Genomic DNA, 17,123 nt, shown 5'->3' on the forward strand with positions numbered 1-17,123 from the left:
GTCGTGCTCGCGCCGTACGCGCGCGCGGCGCGAACCGATGAGCGGAGCCGCGCGTTCGACGCGCATGAGACTCCGCACCCTCGCGGCCGCCTTCGCGCTGTCGGTCCCGCTCGCCGGCTGTACCCCCATCCTGCTCGGCGCCGCGAACCTGATCGAGAACGGCGACCGTCCGCGCCTCACGGTCGCGTACGGCACCGGCGCGCGGCAGGCGTACGACGTGTATCGCCCGCTCGGTGCCGACGGGCAGCCGCTGCCCGGACCGTCGCCGGTGGTGATCTTCGTGCACGGCGGGAGCTGGGAGAGCGGCGACAAGCACGCCTACCGGTGGGTGGGGCAGGCGCTCGCGCAGGAGGGCTTCGTCGCGGTGCTGCCCAACTACGGCCTGATGCCCGCGACGCGGTTCCCGGCGTTCGTGGACGATGTCGCGGCCGCGGTCGCGCATGCACGGGCGCGGGTGGGGGCGTGGGGCGGGGACACCACCCGCCTCTTCCTGATGGGGCACAGCGCGGGCGCGCAGATCGCGGCGCTCGTCGCGTACGACGCGCGGTACCTCGCACGCCGGGGGCTCACGCCCGCGGTGTTCGCCGGATTCGTGGGGCTCTCGGGGCCGTACGACTTCCCGCTCGACTCGAAGCTGTTGCGAGCGACCTTCGCCGGGAGCGCCGAGCGCGAGCGTGACGCGCAGCCGGTGACGTTCGTGCGGCGCGACGTGCCGCGCACGCTGCTGGCGATGGGACGCGACGACACGACGGTGGACCCGCGCAACACGACCTCGCTCGCCGCGCACCTGCGCGGGGCGGGGGCGGCGGTGGAGGAGGTGTGGGTCGATGGCGCGCACGGCGCGACGGTGGGTGCGTTCGCGCGGATCAATCGCGGCGACAGCGAGCTCGTGCGGCGCATCCGCGCGTTCGTGCGGGGGGCGCCGTGAGCCGGGTCGCGGTGATGAAGCTCGTCAACCTCGCGACCCTCCTCGCGGTGCTCGCCCTGAACGGCCTGGCCGCGACCGGCGCGATGAGCGGTGATTCGATCGGCGTGCTCGCCAACCGGTACGAGTCGCTGTTCCTGCCGGCGAACTACGTGTTCGGGATCTGGAGCCTGATCTATCTCGGCTTGACGGCGTCGGTGGCCTACCAGTTGCTGCCGACCGCGGCCGCGGCGCGCGCGGTGGAGCGGATCGGTCCGTGGTGGGTGGTCGCGAGCGTGCTCAACGTGGCGTGGATCTCGCTCTTCTCGTTCTCCCGGTTCGGCGCGGCGCTGCTGGTGATGGTCGCGTTCCTCGTGGCGCTGGTGCTGACCGGTGCGCGCCTGCGCGCCCCGCTGGCGGGCGACGCCCCCGGCCTCCCCGGCGCCCCCGGCGCGCCGGGAGCGCGCCCGGTGCGCGACGGGTGGGCCGAGCGTGTGCTGGTGCGCTGGCCGTTCGACCTGTATCTCGCGTGGATCTCCGTCGCGCTCATCTCCAACACCTTCCAGTTCGCGCACGCGATCGGCTGGGGCGGCTTCGGGATCGCCGAGTCCACGTGGGCGGTGGCGATGATGATCGTCGCGACGGTGCTCGGCGTGGTGATGGCCTGGGGCCAGCGCGCCTGGGTCTTCCCGCTGGTGGTGGCCTGGGCGCTGCGCGGGATCGGCGTGCGCCATGCGGGGCTGCCCGTGATCGCGACGGCAGTCGGGTGGCTCGTGCCGCTGGGGATCGTCGCCGGCGCCGTCGCCGTGATCGTGCGCGCGGAGCGCGGTGCGCACCGCCTCCTGAGCATGTGAAGCATGTGAGGTCGGCGATCGCGATGCGCGTTTTCGGCGCCGCGCGAAATGGCGGGGTGCCGACCAGCGGCATCGGGAAGCGGATGTTCCCGCATGGCCCAAGGACCGACGTTGCTCGCGGTGCTCCGCGACCGCCTCCGCACGCGGCACTACAGTCCGCGCACCGCCGAATCGTACGAGGGGTGGGTGCGGCGGTACGTGCGGTTCCATGGGCGCCGCCACCCGCGCGAGATGGACGTGAAGGAGCTGCGGGATTTCCTGACGCATCTCGCGCGCGACCTCAAGGTGAGCGCGAGCACGCAGAACCAGGCGCTCGCCGCGATCCGGTTCCTGTATGAGGTGGTCCTCGAGCGGCCGATGGCCGCGCCGACCGATCATCTGGTCGCCAAGCGTCCGACCCGGCTTCCGACGGTCCTCTCGGCGGAGGACGTGGACCGAGTGCTCGGCGCGATGCGTGGCACGCCGCGGCTGATGGCACAGCTGCTGTACGGCAGTGGCCTTCGCGTGATGGAGTGCTGCACCTTGCGGGTGAAGGACCTCGACCCGGGCCGCGGCGAGCTGACCGTGCGGCGCGGCAAGGGCGGCACGGACCGCCGGACCATGCTGCCGGAGGGGGTGCTGGTCGGACTGCGCGAGCACCTGAAGGAGATGCGGGAGCAGCATGCGCTCGACGTGGCGCGCGGGGCGGGGTACGTCGCGTTGCCTGGCGCGCTGCGCGCGAAGCTCGGCCCCGAGTCCGGCCGTCGCTGGGAGTGGCAGTGGCTCTTCCCGGCCACGCGCGAGTACTTGGATCCGGAGTCGGGCGAGCGTCGTCGCCACCATCTCCACGAGACCGTCGTGCAGCAGTCGGTGACCGCAGCCGCGCGGGAAGTGGGCCTGAGCCAGCGGGTGACGTGTCACACGCTCCGTCACTCGTTCGCGACGCACCTGCTCGAGGCGGGGTACGACATCCGGACGATACAGGAGCTGCTTGGCCACCGGGACGTGAGCACGACGATGATCTACACCCATGTGCTGAACCGTGGCGGGCTGGGGGTTCGGAGCCCGCTGGACGGGCTACCTCGTCGTCGGCGCTGAGCGCGGCGCGGGGGCCGAATTAGACAGACCGGTCCAATTCACCCAAGCGGAGGCGGACGGGGGGAACGCGGCAGCTATGGCGTTCTCCTGCTGGGGGTTGCGGGGTGGCGGTCTTCGGGCGGAACGTTAGAGTGGCGGCTCGGCCTGGGGGATCTGGTGGGATTGGACAGGTCAAGCCAATACACGTTATGCGGCCGGGAACGAGTGAACTGGCAACGGCTTCCCCGCAGGTGTCGCCCGCGCCGACCCGCCTGGCCCCGCTGAACTCGGCCGTCGTGTCTTCTCTTTGGGGGGTGCGCTCGATCAGATCTGTCTGGCACCGCGGCCGGTCGCGCTCCGGTGATCTCGATTGCTCGCGCCAGCACGGGTGCCACGCGAGGTAGCGGTCCGCACGCCGGCTGGGCAAGACGTTCGCCTCTCGCAATGCCGCCGCATAACGCGGGTTGGTGACCGATGGCCGGCTATTGATGGCGGCCGCTCCGCGGCCGCATTATTGGATCGGCCACGGCACAACCAAACGTTAGCTCGCTGGAACTGACTTCGATCCAGGCAAGCACATGGAGAAGTTGCTGGTGATGCTTGTGTCGACCGTCGCGAGTGCCGCTGGCTGGTGGCTCGGGGCGCACGTCGGGATCATGACGGCCTTCATCACGAGCATCATCGCGCTGGGACTCGGCGTGTGGGGCGGTCGGCAGCTCGCGCGCCGATGGATGCTGTAGCCGACGCCTCGCGGCCCACGAGCTAACGGCAGTTGGTGCAGATGGCCGGCTAGGGTGGCGGGTTGGCGGCCCCGGCCTCATCGTACTTCAGGGTCGGCCGTGGCCGCCAACCCGCAATTATTGGATCGGCCACAGCACAACTAGACGTTAGCGAGACCGGAACACCTCTCGCGAGACACGAAGATGCCCTTCGAGAAGATGTGGAATACGAGGCTGGTGAAAGGCGTTCCGGTGCGCCGTCGGTTCATCCTCGCTGCGTTGAGCGCTGCGGTGGTTGCTCTCGTGTGGTCGCCAATCGAACGCATGTCCGATGCGAGGAGGGCTCAGTCTATCGCGTCGTTCGAGAGCGTCTTGCCGCCGAGCGACCCTGAAAACGGATTCGTCTGCTTGTTGCGGTACCGGGAGCCACTCTACGTCGTGGACGGCCAAGAACTGTCCCCTGCCGCGGCGAATCGCATCGTCCCGGAGGCGATCGAGTCGATCGAACTCATGGACAACAAGGCGGCAGGTGCAGTCTACGGCATCCGTGCTCGTGTTGGCGTAGTGTTGATCGCCACGCGAGCCAAGCGTCCGCCCGCGGCTCGCTAACGGCGGTTGGTGACCGATGGCCGGCTAGGGTAGCGGGGCGGCGGCCCCGCCTTATCGTCACGGGAGGGTCGGCGTGGCCGCCGCCCCGCAATTATTTGAACGGCCACGGCACAACCTTGACGTTATGCCGACGATCACACATCTCAGTCGTGCGCGTGAAGGTCTGCTGGCCGCCTGGAAGTGTTGCCTCTCGTTCACGAAGAGCGAGTGGCGGCTTGAGGACTATCCGCTGCGTCTGCGCCAGCAGTCGACGGGCAGCGGAGGCACCGTCCCCCCGTGGTCGGCTCAGATTATTGGCTACTGGCAGTTGTGCGGGCTTGGCGAGTCGCGTGAAGCCGCTATCGCCGACCTAACCTCGAGGCTTGAGCTCGTGCGTTCGCGCGGACCGCTTCCTCGCCCCGGGACCAAGGTTCCGGTGGTATTCGCTGCGTCGAGCGAGCTGGAACGCCACGGTGAGTTCGCCTTTGAGTTTGTGGAGCGAGTCACGGGCATTCGTCCCTTATTCATGTCGGACGAGTCATCGCTCGCTGACTTTGCGGACGGTGAGGGATTGGAGGAGTTCCGCGCAAAGATCTTCGCCGAGTACGGTCGAGAGGTACGGCTGGAGCTTGATGGGCCCCTCTGGCGGGTGCTTGACGCGGTCGGAGCTGGCGCGGCATAACGGCAGTTGGTGCTGATGGCCGGCTGGGGTAGCGGGTTGGCGGCCCCGGCCTCATCGTACCGCAGGGTCGGCCGTGGCCGCCAACCCGCATCTATGGAATCGGCCACAGCACAACGTGACGTTAGGCGGAGCTCTGTGAGGTCGATGACGCGGACAATCATGTTGCTCGCTGCGACGTCGCTTCTCGCGGCGTGTGCGCCCGAGATACCTCCAAGTTGGGAGCGCGGAAACTGTCTCGCTTCGACGCCAGAGGCTACACAACTGGCGCTCCTTCGTGCGCGGGCGGACTCGTCGCCGATCTTCCTGCTCGGCTCGACCGACGCCGCGCGGCTCCGCGGTGAACTCGATCGCCGCGCACGCGCGCTCGAGCAAGACACGATCTGGGTCCGTAGTGCCGACACGGTACTGACCCAGCCGCCGCTCAGCGATGCGTGGTGGCATGTCGTTCAGACAGTACATCCCGAGCTCGAGCCGATGGACTCGTCGCTGGCGCGCGCGTACGTCCAAGGTCGTTTCGCGCTTGATTCGACGCACACGGCGTTCCTCCTTCGTGTGCCCGGCGTTGAAGTCGCGTTCCGCGAGGAACTCTGGATTCACAGCGCCGTCGGACAGTGTTTCCTATTGCCCGAGCTCCTGGCACTCGCGTGGGGTGATGGTGGAGAGACCAGCGAGCTGGAGACATGGATTGTTGACTTGGACGCAAATGGAGTGCGCGAGCTTGTGCAGCGCAGCTATTCGTCGATTACGACGGAGAATCCGGACGACACGCTGGCCGTGACGGAGATATCTGATTCAGTCGCCGTACTCCGATGGAGAGTGCCGCGGTTCGTGCAGGACTCGAGCTTTGACCTCAACCGGATTCCGTGGGCGCGAATCCCCAGACCGTGATGGCGAGTGTCGAACCGCGGCCCGCCTAACGGCGGTTGGTGACCGATGGCCGGCTAGGGTAGCGGGTTGGCGGCCACGCTTTATCGTTCCTGAAGGACCGGCGTGGCCGCCAACCCGCATTTCATTTGAACGGCCACGGCACAACCTGACGTTAGCCCGACCTACATGAGATCGCGTCGAAGACACACTCCAACTCACCCACTGCTGCCTGAGGAAGCGTCCACGGCGCTCAATGTCGTGACGTTCCTCTTCGCATCGAGCGGAGGACTGTCGTTGCTGTTTCTCGCCGTCGGCCTCGTCGGCAAACTGCTCGGCTGGAGCGTGATGGCCGATGTCGCCATCAACCCACTCATCGTCCTCATCCGCCTAGCAGTCGCCGCTGGTTACCTCTGGACCGCGTGGCTGCTTTCCGAACGGCGCGAACTCGGCGGCTTCCTCGGCCTCGGGTTCCTCGGGCTTTCGATCGCGCCCCCCTTGCTGCTCGGTAGCAGGGTAGGCAGCAGCAACCTGTTGATTCCGGTCCTCGGCGCCATCGGCCTCGCGCTGTCCTGGTCGTACTTGAACGACGAGGATGAGGCAGCGCGAGACGCGTCTGCGAAGATCGGTCCGCGGGCGGGCTAACGACGGTTGGTGACCGATGGCCGGCTAGGGTAGCGGGTGGGCGGCCCCGCCCTCATCGTACTTCAGGGTCGGGCGTGGCCGCCCACCCGCAATTATTGGAACGGCCACGGCACAACCTGACGTTAGGCGGACGGAGGAGGCTCTGGAGCGCTACATGCAGGCGGCGTTCATCGCCATGGCCGTGGCCACGATCTCTAATGCCGCGAACGCTCAGCGCGCGCGCGAATGCGTCGCAGTGCCAGCGTCGCGCACTGCATCGCTCGACTCGGCGCAGCAAGCTCTCGGGTTCCGCCTCTACTGGCCAGCAATCGAGGCCTGCGGTCCCGAGAGAATTGTCGCTGCACTCTGGACGCCCGAGCGTGATCGCGACGGTGACTTCGGTTCGCGCATTGCATTGCTTCGACCCACGGACGGGCGCTCCTTCGTCGCAGTCTCGTTCTCGCGAGGCTTCCTTGAGTCGAGCCTGCCACGCGTGCGCGCGTTCGAGGCCCGGGGCCGAGTGCTCGCACTCGCGGACCTTGGTGACGAAGGAGGGAGTTGGGGTATCGAGGCATTCGAGGTGCTCCGCGACAGCCTTCTTGCGCTCGGCCGCCTGGATGTTGGCAAATCCTCGCGTGACGATGAGAATGACGGATCGGCCTTCAGCCACTTGGCCGTCGCGCTGAGTGCGGGAGAATGGCAGGTGAGCTTCGACACCGTTGTCGTGCTCGAACCGAACCGAGATTCTCGCTCCGTCATCGAGGCAAGTCCGCGCAGGCCGGCCCGGTTCCGCGCGCACGGCGGCACGTGGCGCCGTCTTCCGTGAGCCGCCGCCTAACGGCAGTTGGTGCTGATGGCCGGCTGGGGTAGCGGGTTGGCGGCCCCGGCCTCATCGTACTTCAGGGTCGGCCGGGGCCGCCAACCCGCATTAATGGAATCGGCCACAGCACAACTTGACGTTATGTTGACGACAGACCTCGTCGCGGCAGAATGAGTCGCTCGCCCATCATCCGATACGCCAACGACTGGCTGCATTCACGAACGGCCTTGCTCGGGTACGCGGGCGCGTTCGCCGCCGAGGCTCGCGCGCTCTCGGGGGTCGTGCGCATTGCCCTGCTCGGATCGATCCTGACCGAGAAGCCGGATCCGAAGGACATTGATCTGCTCGTCATCGTGAGCGAGTCGTGCGACCTCGAACGCCTCGCCATGATGGCCCGCCGCGTGAAGGGTCGGGCCCAGAGCCTTGGCCGTGGCGCGGACGTGTTCCTCGGCGCCGAGAACGGGACATACCTCGGGCGCGCGTGTTCGTGGCGCGATTGTCGGCCTGGCGTGCGCAAGGCATGCGACGCGAACCATTGCGGCCGACGGCCGTTCCTCCATGACGATCTGCAAACCATCACGCTGCCGACGGAGCTCGTTCGAGAGCCGCCGCTTGAGTTGTTTCCACATGTGCTCGCGCGGCGCGCTCTGCCCGCGGACGTAGCGAAGTGGCTCGCTGAGCTGGCCGGATCCGCAACATAACGGCAGTTGGTGCAGATGGCCGCGCTGGGGTAGCGGTTGGGCGGCCGCGCTTTATCGTACACTTCGGTACGGCGCGGCCGCCCAACCGCATCTTATGGAATCGGCCACAGCACAACTTGACGTTAGGTTGACCGGAATTGGCTCCGTCCGGATCACTTCACACCGCACCGTCGCCAGTTTGGAGGCTGAGTCGTCCATGCCGAGTAGGACGCTGACGTACAGGTGTCTGGTTATCTCGCCGAGCGACGTGGACGAAGCGCGCGACGCCGTGTGTGACGTGTTGGGCAGATGGAATGCGTCTATCGGTGTCGCGCTCGACCTGCGCGTCGAAGCAGTTCGGTGGGAGACGCATTCCCGACCAGAACTCGGCGGACATCCGCAGTCACTCCTTGACAGCCAGGTTGTCGCCGGCGCTGACTTCGGAATCGCAGTCTTCGGTGCGCGGATTGGCACTCCCACGCTTGAATGGGAGTCTGGCTCGGTTCACGAGATTGAGCGCCTCAGAGGTGGTGGCGCGGAAGTCATGGTCTACTTCGACGCGGGTGCGCTTCCGCGCGATGTAGATCTCGCTCAGCTCGAAGCACTGCGCGCGTTCCAAACTCGAGTGCGCACACAGGGAATCGTATTTGAGTACAGCTCTCTCTCTGATCTGCGCGAGCACATCATGCATCACGTCACCACGCTGCTCGGCAGTCGCGCAAACCACGAGCGCTTTAGCACCTTCATTGAGAAGCGCACGAGCGACCCGGACTCGCCACGCGAAGGGCAGATCTGGCTTCGCACCGATCTGTGACTGCGAGTTGCGCGAGCAACCTAACGGAGGTTGGTGCAGACGGCCGCGGTAGCGAAGCAGGTGGGCGGCCACGCTCTGTCGTACCTTTCGGTAGCGCGTGGCCGCCCACCTGCATTTTATGAAAGCGGCCGCAGCACAACCAAACGTTAGCCATTTGCAGAGGCCTTCGCGTGAGTGAAGTCGTCGGAGCTCCCGGTCGGTTCCTGACCGCGCAGTGGCGCGACTTGCTCATGCTCAACTTTGTCGTCGACCCGCGCCTGCTCGCATCGTACGTGCCTGCCGGCACAGAACTGGATCTGTGGCAGGGCGAGGCAATCGTGAGTGTCGTCGGATTCCGATTCGTCGACACGAGATTGCTGGGCCTGCCTCTCCCCGGGCACCGGAACTTTGAGGAGGTCAATCTCCGCTTCTATGTGCGCCGGCACGAGCCGACCGAAGTGCGCCGCGCCGTTGTCTTCATCCGCGAACTCGTTCCGCGACGGGCCATCGCGTGGGTCGCCAAAGCATGGTACAACGAGCCCTATCGCGCGCTGCGCATGAGGCACACGGTGCTCGCGCAGGGCGACGACCGCTCGGTCCGCTATGAGTGGCGTGAGGGCAGCGTCTGGACCGGGCTAGCGGCGCGCACCGTCGGCGCACCGTCCGCGCTTGTTCCAGGATCGGAGGCCGAGTTCATCACGGAACACTATTGGGGCTACACTCGCCAGCGCGACGGCGGCACCGTCGAGTACCAGGTGGCGCATCCATCGTGGCGCGTGTGGGCGGCGCATGACGCCACGCTCAGCGGCGACATCGCCGTGACCTACGGTGACGCGTTTGCCCCTGCGCTCGGTGGCGCGCCGCGGTCGGCGTTCGTGGCCGAGGGCTCGCCCATCACCGTGTATCGTCCCCGTCGCCTCTCGTTGGTCGAGCACGGCGCGCGCAATGGCTAACGGAGGTTGGTGCAGTCGGCCGCGCTAGGGAAGCAGGTGGGCGGCCGCGCTTTGTCGTACCTTGAGGTACGGCGCGGCCGCCCACCTGCATCTTATGAAAGCGGCCGCAGCACAACCAAACGTTAGGGCGACTTCCGCGAAGGAGAGAATGGAATCCGCAGAGTCTCGAGACCAGATCTTGACTCGTCTCGTCCGATGGACGCTTCTTGGCATCGGCACACTACCGACGGCCTTATTTGCTCAGGTGGTCGTGCGCGTGACCGACCCGGCGAATCATGCAGTTTCCGCTGCAATCGTTGAGTTCTGGTCCGCGAACGAACGCGTCGCAACGCGCGTGACCGACTCCGACGGTCTCGCGCGGTTCGTCGCGGGCGAACGCGCCCGTTCGAACGCCGCGATCGTCCGCCGGATTGGATTCCTTCCCGGTCACCTGGTCCTAGGCAGCACCAGCGACACCGTGGTCGTGAGCATGGAGCCTCTATCGGGCAGCCTGCCTTCCGTTACGGTGCTCGCGGCCCGCCAGGCATGCCCGCAGACCGATAGCCCCGAAGCGCGGAAGCTGTGGCAAGAGATTGCCTCTCGATACGAGACTCCGTCGACTCAAGGGAGGAAGGCGAACGTCGAGGAACGCCGAGCAACTGTTGCGGAAGACCAAGTGGGAGCCGTCGGCATCGGTAACCCGAGAACCGGCTGGCGTTTCTATACTCACGGCGGGATGACCGGAGCGCGAGCCAGCTTCGCCCAACGAGGATACATCCAGCCGCTCACGGGGACTCACTCTTACGACGACTTCGGCGCTTGGCGCTATCCTCCTCTCCACGCTGAGATGGCCGGACACTTCGTCGATGCGATCTTCGGCGAGGCACACACGCTGACCCTGAGTCGTGCTGGCTCCCGGAATATCGTATTGCGCTTCTGCGCGCGTGACCGGCGCCGTAACGGACTGGATGGTGTCATGCGCGTGGGCGAATCGGGCGGCCTCGCGGATGCTCGCTGGACCTACTGGAATCCTGCCCGCGACGGGGAGTCGGCCGGTGGTGAGGTTGTATTCACTCCGCTCGCGGAGTCGGGGCACGCCCCTCTGTTCTCGGCGAGCGGCTTATTCTGGCGACGCCTACCGTCGAAGCGCTATCTCCAGAGCTGGCAGGACTACTCCGCCTGGGAGCTTCTCGCGGACAGTGTAGGAACCAATAGCGCGAGCCGCCGGCCCGCGCCCTAACGGCAGTTGGTGACCGACGGCCGTCTAGGGTAGCAGGTGGGCGGCCGCGCCTTGTCGTACCTTTCGGTACGGCGCGGCCGCCCACCTGCATTTTATGAAAGCGGCCGCGGCACAACTTGACGTTATGCCTACGGAGACGAGAATGGCGCGAGCGGATAGTGGGCGCATTCTCCGCGCGAGTGCGGCCTGTGTGCTCGCTTCCTGCATCGCGTCGGGCGCTGGCGCGCAAGCGAACACACGATCCGTGTCGGCCCCCGACACTGCGGCCTTCTACACGTGGTGGGTTCGAGCGCACTCGACGGACCTCAGCGCAGAGGCTGATACCGTCGGGTTCAGACTCCCGACTGGTGTGCGTCGCATCGGCCTCGCTCTCGCGACGATTCGCGCGAGTACTGGAGTGCGTCGTCGGCCCCCGCTGAAGGACCTCGTAGGGAAGTGGCGTGTCGGAATCCTCGCGTCCGTCGACGCTGAGGACCTCGTGGTCTGGGTTCCCGATGACAGCCTTGAGCTCAATCGTAACGACGTGGCGTGTCGGCCGCGGCGCAGTTGGCTCAGCGTCGTGCCTTCGGGCCAGTGGTTGAGCGTCGACCTGGATCCGAGTTGCGACGAGACGTATGGAAGCGACGAGGTGGACTTCACGCTCTATTGGCTTGGGATGGATCGGTGGCCGCACGTGCAGATTACGACAAATGGGCCTGCCTGCGTGCCGTCCCGCCTCTATCGCTTCGATCCCCGGGAACAGCGATATGTCGAGGCGCGCGAGGCGTGCGCCGGATAGTCTGGCGCGCCCGAGGCATAACGGCAGTTGGTGCAGACGGCCGCGCTGGGGTAGCGGTTGGGCGGCCGTGCTTTATCGTACCTGAAGGTACCGCACGGCCGCCCAACCGCATTTCATGAAAGCGGCCGCAGCACAACTTGACGTTATGCCTGCACTGACGAAGATCATGACCCTATTTCAGCGTGCTTCGTTTGCTGTGGCCGTCAGCGCCGCCTGTCTGCCTTCGGGCGGTCAGGCGCAGGACGGCAGAAGTGGCCTATTGCTCCAGCCGCCCGCCAGCACAGCGCCCTTGCTCTGCCGTCGCGTCCCTCGCGATGATGCGATATCGCCGCGGGCGGCTCTCGTTCTTGAGTTTCGCTACGGAACGGATACGTCGCTCTACGACCTCGGGCAGGGAATGTCGCTGAATACGCGCCGTATCACCGTTGCCTGGGACTCGACGGGCAGGCCCCTTCTAGCGAGGTCGTCGTTCACACGCGACGTCGCGGTTGCGGCGCGCCTTGGTTTCGAGGTGCGCGCGACCGCGGACGGCGCGCTCAGTGGCGAGTGGACTGATCGCGACGCGAACGGAAAGCCGGCCGTGGTACCTCTCAGCCACGAGGAGTCGAACCGTGTGGAGGCGCTCATGCGGTGGCTCTGGTCACGTCGGTGCGAAGGTCGTACCCCGTGAGGCATAACGGAGGTTGGTGCAGACGGCCGCGGTAGCGAAGCAGGTGGGCGGCCGCGCTCTGTCGTACCTTTCGGTACAGCGCGGCCGCCCACCTGCATCTTATGAAAGCGGCCGCAGCACAACCAAACGTTAGGCGATGCGGAGTCAGAGGGTCATTGCAACACCATCCATCTTTCTCAGCATGGAGGTGTGCATGGAACTCAGCAGCAGCAGTCCGCGGGGCTTCACGTCGGAGCAGCGCGGCCTCCTATGGACGTGGCATCGCGAGGGCATCGCGCGACGGGCGATCGCCGAGCGGCTCGGCAAGCTGCCGGGCTCCGTTCACTTCATCATACGCGAAGCCGGTGGGATCGCCCCACGCCAGCGCGCCCGGTCGCCGCATCAACTCTCCCTCGCGGATCGGGAAGCGATCGAACGGGCGCTGGCGCGGGGCTCGAACTATCGGCAGATCGCGCGCTGGCTCGGGCGGGCGCCGTCGACCATCTCGCGCGAGGTCGAGCGCCATGGCGGCCCCGATATCTACTGTGCGGTGCGGGCTGACATCGCGGCCTGGGTGGCCGCGCGGCGGCCGAAGGTCTGTCGTCTGGCGACGCATCGCCCGCTCCGACGGCTCGTCGCCGCGAAGCTGCGCCTGCCGTGGTCCCCGCGCCAGATTAGTCGGTGGCTACGGCGCACCGCGCCGCACTCCCCGGAGCTTCAGGTGTCGCACGAGACGATCTACCAGTCGCTCTACATTCAGTCGCGCAATGTGCTGCGGAAGGAGCTGACGCAGGAGCTGCGGCGTCGACGCGTCGTGCGCGTGGCGCGCACGGCGACCCGGAAACGGCAAGGGCGCGGGCAGATCGTCGACGCGATCCCAATCAGCCAGCGACCGCCGGACGTCGCCGATCGCGCGGTCCCTGGCCACTGGGAAGGCGATCTCATCGCCGGGCGGAACAACAGCTACATCGCCACGCTCGTCGAGCGCACGACGCGCTTCGTCATTCTGGTGAAGGTCCCGAGCAAGGAGACGACGACCGTCATCCCGGCGCTCATCCGTCAGATCAAACGACTGCCGGCGCACCTGAAGCGATCGCTCACCTGGGACCGCGGCACCGAGCTTGCCCACCATCGCGTCTTCTCGGTGGCCACCGGCGTGCAGGTCTACTTCTGCGATCCGCAGAGCCCGTGGCAGCGCGGGTCGAACGAGAACACGAACGGCCTGCTGCGGCAGTACTTCCCGAAAGGCGTGGATCTCTCCAGCTTCACGCAGCGACAGTTGGACGCGGTGGCCGATCGGCTGAACGGCCGGCCGCGGGAGACGCTGGGGTTCGAGTGCCCGGCGGAAGTGATTGCTCGGCTGTTGCGTTGATCACCTGATTCTACCGAACTCCCACCATCTGTGCTGGACCAGCAACGCATTCAGTCCCTCGTGGACTTGCAGCTATCCTCGATCGCGGATCCGAGAGTTGCCGATGCTATCCGGCAACTGCTCGTCGTCCCGCGTGAAGAGCCGCGCCCTTGGGACTACGGCTTGCCGGATCACTCATATGCTTGCTGGATGGTTCTTGAGCATGCGGCCTCGAATACCGGCATCTGCTACTGTGCTCAGGGATTCGGGCCCAAGTCTCCGTGGGGCCTCCTGTTCCTCAAGGGCCCGCACAAAGGCATGGGCATGGACTCCTCGTGGTTTCAATCGCTCGAAGAGGCGTTCAGGGATTCGCACGCGTTCGATCTCGGTAGCGAGTCGAGCTGACGGTGCGTGTAGGCTCATGTGCCGCGAGTCGCGCGCGCGGTCGCCTAACGGAGGTTGGTGCAGTCGGCCGCGTTAGGGAAGCAGGTGGGCGGCCGCGCTTTATCGTACACTTCGGTACGGCGCGGCCGCCCACCTGCATTTTATGAAAGCGGCCGCAGCACAACCAAACGTTAGCCGGAGCAACAAGCAATGCTGCTACGCCTGTTGTTACTGCTTGCGTTCCTCGCGCCGCCAGGGATCGCACAGGAACGCCTGGAGCCTGACGTGCTTGCGGCAATCGCTAGGCTCGGTGAACGGCGTACTCTGAACCTCGTCTCGGGGTGGCGGGACTCAATTCCGGTGCGGACTCTCGTCCTGTCTGCGCGAGGCTTCTCGTCAGCGGATTCCGGGCTTGTGCTCGCGCCGCTGCGCGCGGCATTCGGCGCGAACGAGCCGGACTCGCTGCCCGCGCATTGGTTTAGCGTCGAGATCAGATTGCGCAGCGTTTCCGTCGACACCGTTGTGATTGAGTGGAGCGAGGTAGTAGACTCTCGCTGCCCGAAAGTCGGTGAGTGGGGCACCATGCTCATCGAAACGTTGCCGTTCACGCGAGCACCAGACGGCAAGTGGTCGAGTAGTACGTCTGGAGAGTTCGGTCAGACGCGTTGGCTTGCCTCTTGCCCCGATCGGTCCCCGCCCGGCTAACGACGGTTGGTGACCGATGGCCGGTTAGGGTAGCAGGTTGGCGGCCGCGCTTTATCGTTCCTTTCGGACCGGCGCGGCCGCCAACCTGCATCTATTTGAACGGCCACGGCACAACCTGACGTTAGACCGATGAGCAATCTTCGCACCCTAGCACACTTGTTGGCCTTCGTTGCCGCGGCGGCGCCGGCATCGCGTGTTCGTGCGCAGAGCGCATTCGACTGGGAACGGCGCGTTGGGATAGTGGTCACTGAGCCAGCCGGCTCGCACTGCCTGTGGATCAGATCCGACAGCATTGCGCCGGGTTCGGCGGTTCTCCTCGCGAGCCCGGTGGATTCGTCAGCGGTCGTGACTGCACGCCTGTTGCGCCGTCGCTCCGCACCGTGCCCAGCTCCCGACCCGGACATCCCCCTCGCCGATGCGCACTACGACATCGGGGTGCTGAGTAGTGTGCGCCCACAGCCCGGGAGCGTGTGGTTCGCCGCTCTTGCTGCTCCAGGCGCACTTGTTGCGACGGGCGACGGCATTCGTGGTGATCTCGACGGTGACGGAAACTTGGAGACGCTCCGCGTCTGCACGTCCATGGAAGGCCTGCACCTTACCGTGTGGACCGGAACTCCTCTCACGGGGCATCGACGCTGGCACCGCTACTTCTACCTCCAGTATGACGTCGAGCCCACGTGCGACGAGCGAGACTTCCAGGATCCGAAAGCATCGCCGAAGCGAACGCCGCCATCGTCGTAGCACGGTCTAACGGCAGTTGGTGCAGACGGCCGCGCTGGGGTAGCGGTTGGGCGGCCGTGCTTTATCGTACCTGAAGGTACCGCACGGCCGCCCAACCGCATTTTATGGAAGCGGCCGCAGCACAACTGGACGTTAGGTTGCCGCACATCGTTATGGAGCGTGGATGAGGATGCTGTGGCTGGCTCGCATGGCCTTGGAAATTCTCTGGCCGGTGTACGCGGTTCTCGGTGCGGTTGTGATGGCTGAAGCCTGGCGCCGTGGCGTGAAGCCGCAGACTCTCCCGGTGGCGGCGTCCAGTCGCGAATTGTCTGCAGTCGTCCTGGCTCCGTGGCTGCTCGTCCTGTGGAGTGGAGTCATGTACGGTGCGGAGCAGTATCCCTGGACTGGAGGCTTCCGCTGGGCTTCCACGATTCACTCCGTCGCCGCGCTCACCATTGCAGGCATCTCCTTTTACGCAATGGTGCGTTGGCGGCGGAACTGGACGGTGTCCGTTCCGTGCGGACTCGCGGCTTTGGCGGCCACCGCGATCAACTGGTTCGTCGGTGCCATGGCGATCGCGAACGACTGGATTTGAGCACGCGCGAACCTAACGAAAGTTGGTGCAGATGGCCGCGCTATTGATGGCGGCCGCTCCGCGGCCGCAATATTGAAGCGTCCACAGCACAACTTGACGTTAGCCTGATAGAACGAGGATCGCGGTGACGACAGCAGCACAGTTCGCTTCCAGCGGCTTCTGCATCGAAGCCGACGTCGCCACGCCCACCGAGATTGCGTCGCTGGTGAATGCCGTCGCGCCGAAGCTCGGCGCGACGGGCGTGCGCGGCGGGGTGAGACATGTTCTGCGCGATATCCCCGAGGTCCGCGCGCTGGCTGAGTCCCCCGGCATGCGCCGGCTCGCCGAGGCCGCCGTCGGTGTGGGGGCGTATCCCGTTCGCGGCATCCTGTTCGACAAGTCACCCGACGCGAACTGGAAGGTCGTGTGGCATCAGGATCTCACCATCGCGGTGCGAACGCGTCGCGACGTGCCGGGATTTGGTCCGTGGTCCGAGAAGGACGGAGCGCCGCACGTGCAGCCGCCCGCTGAGCTTCTGAGCGGCATGGTGGCGGTGCGGATGCACCTGGACGACTGCACCTCGGAGAACGGCCCCGTGTGCGTCCTGCCGGGATCGCACTTGGAAGGGCGGCTCAGTGCCGCGCAGATCGACGCGTGGCGTGAGCGCGTACCGGAAGTGGAGTGTATCGTTCCCGCTGGAGGCGTACTGGCGTTCCACTCGTTGCTCTTGCACGCCTCGTCGCCGGCACGTGTTCCTCTACATCGACGCGTGATTCACATCGAGTACGTCGCGCCCGACTGGCGGCGGTTGCCGTGCGACCTGGAGTGGCAGGAAGCATCGTAGCGCTACAGGCTAACGGCAGTTGGTGCAGACGGCCGCGCTAGGGTAGCGGTTGGGCGGCCGTGCTTTATCGTACCTGAAGGTACCGCACGGCCGCCCAACCGCAGTTTATGGAAGCGGCCGCTGCACAACTTGACGTTAGGTCGACGAGGATCGCATCTGTGCGCATCCGGCTTCTGATCGTGCTCGCCGCCCTGAGCGCCTGCGCGTCACAGCGCAGGGACTCGAGTTCGCCCACGCCACTGGCGAGTTCACGCTGCATCGAAGTCACGGTCGTTCCAGACGCCCCAGTCCCGACGCGCCTGGAGCGGGATCCGGCGCGCTACGAGCTGACCAACACGCCATCACCAAGTGCGTGGGCCGGT

General features: G+C 66.2%; 16 protein-coding genes. All 16 read left to right on the forward strand.

Going from position 1 to position 17,123, the window contains the following annotated elements; genetic code table 11:
• The first annotated feature begins 64 nt into the window (after positions 1–64).
• The 16 genes from IPJ78_17215 (at position 65) to IPJ78_17290 (ending at position 16,761) form a co-directional block, all read left to right on the forward strand.
• Entirely contained in the window at positions 65–928 is an 864-nt protein-coding gene (locus tag IPJ78_17215) for an alpha/beta hydrolase (protein MBK7908282.1), read from the forward strand.
• A gap of 14 nt (positions 929–942) precedes the next feature.
• Positions 943–1,758 (forward strand): hypothetical protein, encoded by an 816-nt coding sequence (locus tag IPJ78_17220; GenBank protein ID MBK7908283.1) that lies wholly within the window; start codon positions 943–945, stop codon positions 1,756–1,758.
• Positions 1,759–1,851: 93 nt separating this feature from the next.
• The gene (locus IPJ78_17225) at positions 1,852–2,835 is read left to right on the forward strand and encodes an integron integrase (GenBank protein MBK7908284.1); all 984 of its coding nucleotides are present in this window, start codon (positions 1,852–1,854) and stop codon (positions 2,833–2,835) included.
• A gap of 557 nt (positions 2,836–3,392) precedes the next feature.
• Positions 3,393–3,554, forward strand: a complete 162-nt coding sequence (locus tag IPJ78_17230; protein MBK7908285.1) for a hypothetical protein — start codon at positions 3,393–3,395, stop codon at positions 3,552–3,554.
• Positions 3,555–3,737: 183 nt separating this feature from the next.
• Positions 3,738–4,142, forward strand: coding sequence for a hypothetical protein (locus IPJ78_17235; GenBank protein MBK7908286.1), 405 nt, complete (start codon positions 3,738–3,740; stop codon positions 4,140–4,142).
• Positions 4,143–4,215: 73 nt separating this feature from the next.
• Positions 4,216–4,803 carry a hypothetical protein gene (locus IPJ78_17240; GenBank protein ID MBK7908287.1) on the forward strand — a complete coding sequence of 196 codons (588 nt, stop codon included), beginning with the start codon at positions 4,216–4,218 and terminating at the stop codon, positions 4,801–4,803.
• Positions 4,804–4,947: 144 nt separating this feature from the next.
• Complete coding sequence (locus IPJ78_17245) at positions 4,948–5,691, forward strand: hypothetical protein (GenBank protein MBK7908288.1); 744 nt, start codon at positions 4,948–4,950, stop codon at positions 5,689–5,691.
• A gap of 237 nt (positions 5,692–5,928) precedes the next feature.
• A complete protein-coding gene (locus tag IPJ78_17250) occupies positions 5,929–6,312 on the forward strand; it encodes a hypothetical protein (GenBank protein ID MBK7908289.1) in 384 nt (127 codons plus the stop codon).
• Positions 6,313–6,466: 154 nt separating this feature from the next.
• The gene (locus IPJ78_17255) at positions 6,467–7,117 is read left to right on the forward strand and encodes a hypothetical protein (GenBank protein MBK7908290.1); all 651 of its coding nucleotides are present in this window, start codon (positions 6,467–6,469) and stop codon (positions 7,115–7,117) included.
• A 164-nt stretch (positions 7,118–7,281) separates the two neighbouring features.
• A complete protein-coding gene (locus IPJ78_17260) occupies positions 7,282–7,812 on the forward strand; it encodes a hypothetical protein (GenBank protein ID MBK7908291.1) in 531 nt (176 codons plus the stop codon).
• Between the two features lie 247 nt (positions 7,813–8,059).
• Entirely contained in the window at positions 8,060–8,605 is a 546-nt protein-coding gene (locus IPJ78_17265; GenBank protein ID MBK7908292.1) for a hypothetical protein, read from the forward strand.
• Between the two features lie 230 nt (positions 8,606–8,835).
• Positions 8,836–9,537, forward strand: coding sequence for a DUF2071 domain-containing protein (locus IPJ78_17270; protein ID MBK7908293.1), 702 nt, complete (start codon positions 8,836–8,838; stop codon positions 9,535–9,537).
• Between the two features lie 178 nt (positions 9,538–9,715).
• Positions 9,716–10,756 carry a hypothetical protein gene (locus tag IPJ78_17275; GenBank protein MBK7908294.1) on the forward strand — a complete coding sequence of 347 codons (1,041 nt, stop codon included), beginning with the start codon at positions 9,716–9,718 and terminating at the stop codon, positions 10,754–10,756.
• A gap of 1,629 nt (positions 10,757–12,385) precedes the next feature.
• Complete coding sequence (locus IPJ78_17280; GenBank protein ID MBK7908295.1) at positions 12,386–13,555, forward strand: IS30 family transposase; 1,170 nt, start codon at positions 12,386–12,388, stop codon at positions 13,553–13,555.
• Between the two features lie 1,972 nt (positions 13,556–15,527).
• Positions 15,528–15,938 carry a hypothetical protein gene (locus IPJ78_17285; GenBank protein ID MBK7908296.1) on the forward strand — a complete coding sequence of 137 codons (411 nt, stop codon included), beginning with the start codon at positions 15,528–15,530 and terminating at the stop codon, positions 15,936–15,938.
• Between the two features lie 124 nt (positions 15,939–16,062).
• Positions 16,063–16,761 (forward strand): phytanoyl-CoA dioxygenase family protein, encoded by a 699-nt coding sequence (locus IPJ78_17290; GenBank protein ID MBK7908297.1) that lies wholly within the window; start codon positions 16,063–16,065, stop codon positions 16,759–16,761.
• The last annotated feature ends 362 nt before the right edge of the window (positions 16,762–17,123 follow it).

The sequence above is a fragment of the Gemmatimonadota bacterium genome, from assembly GCA_016714015.1.
GTDB lineage: Bacteria > Gemmatimonadota > Gemmatimonadetes > Gemmatimonadales > Gemmatimonadaceae > Pseudogemmatithrix.

What these genes read in the sequence shown, in the direction of transcription:
- IPJ78_17215 (MBK7908282.1), top strand. Translation starts at nt 65, where the DNA reads ATGAGACTCCGCACCCTCGCGGCCGCCTTCGCGCTGTCGGTCCCGCTC.
- IPJ78_17220 (MBK7908283.1), top strand. Translation starts at nt 943, where the DNA reads ATGAAGCTCGTCAACCTCGCGACCCTCCTCGCGGTGCTCGCCCTGAAC.
- IPJ78_17225 (MBK7908284.1), top strand. Translation starts at nt 1,852, where the DNA reads ATGGCCCAAGGACCGACGTTGCTCGCGGTGCTCCGCGACCGCCTCCGC.
- IPJ78_17230 (MBK7908285.1), top strand. Translation starts at nt 3,393, where the DNA reads ATGGAGAAGTTGCTGGTGATGCTTGTGTCGACCGTCGCGAGTGCCGCT.
- IPJ78_17235 (MBK7908286.1), top strand. Translation starts at nt 3,738, where the DNA reads ATGCCCTTCGAGAAGATGTGGAATACGAGGCTGGTGAAAGGCGTTCCG.
- IPJ78_17245 (MBK7908288.1), top strand. Translation starts at nt 4,948, where the DNA reads ATGACGCGGACAATCATGTTGCTCGCTGCGACGTCGCTTCTCGCGGCG.
- IPJ78_17255 (MBK7908290.1), top strand. Translation starts at nt 6,467, where the DNA reads ATGCAGGCGGCGTTCATCGCCATGGCCGTGGCCACGATCTCTAATGCC.
- IPJ78_17260 (MBK7908291.1), top strand. Translation starts at nt 7,282, where the DNA reads ATGAGTCGCTCGCCCATCATCCGATACGCCAACGACTGGCTGCATTCA.
- IPJ78_17270 (MBK7908293.1), top strand. Translation starts at nt 8,836, where the DNA reads ATGCTCAACTTTGTCGTCGACCCGCGCCTGCTCGCATCGTACGTGCCT.
- IPJ78_17280 (MBK7908295.1), top strand. Translation starts at nt 12,386, where the DNA reads ATGGAGGTGTGCATGGAACTCAGCAGCAGCAGTCCGCGGGGCTTCACG.
- IPJ78_17285 (MBK7908296.1), top strand. Translation starts at nt 15,528, where the DNA reads ATGAGGATGCTGTGGCTGGCTCGCATGGCCTTGGAAATTCTCTGGCCG.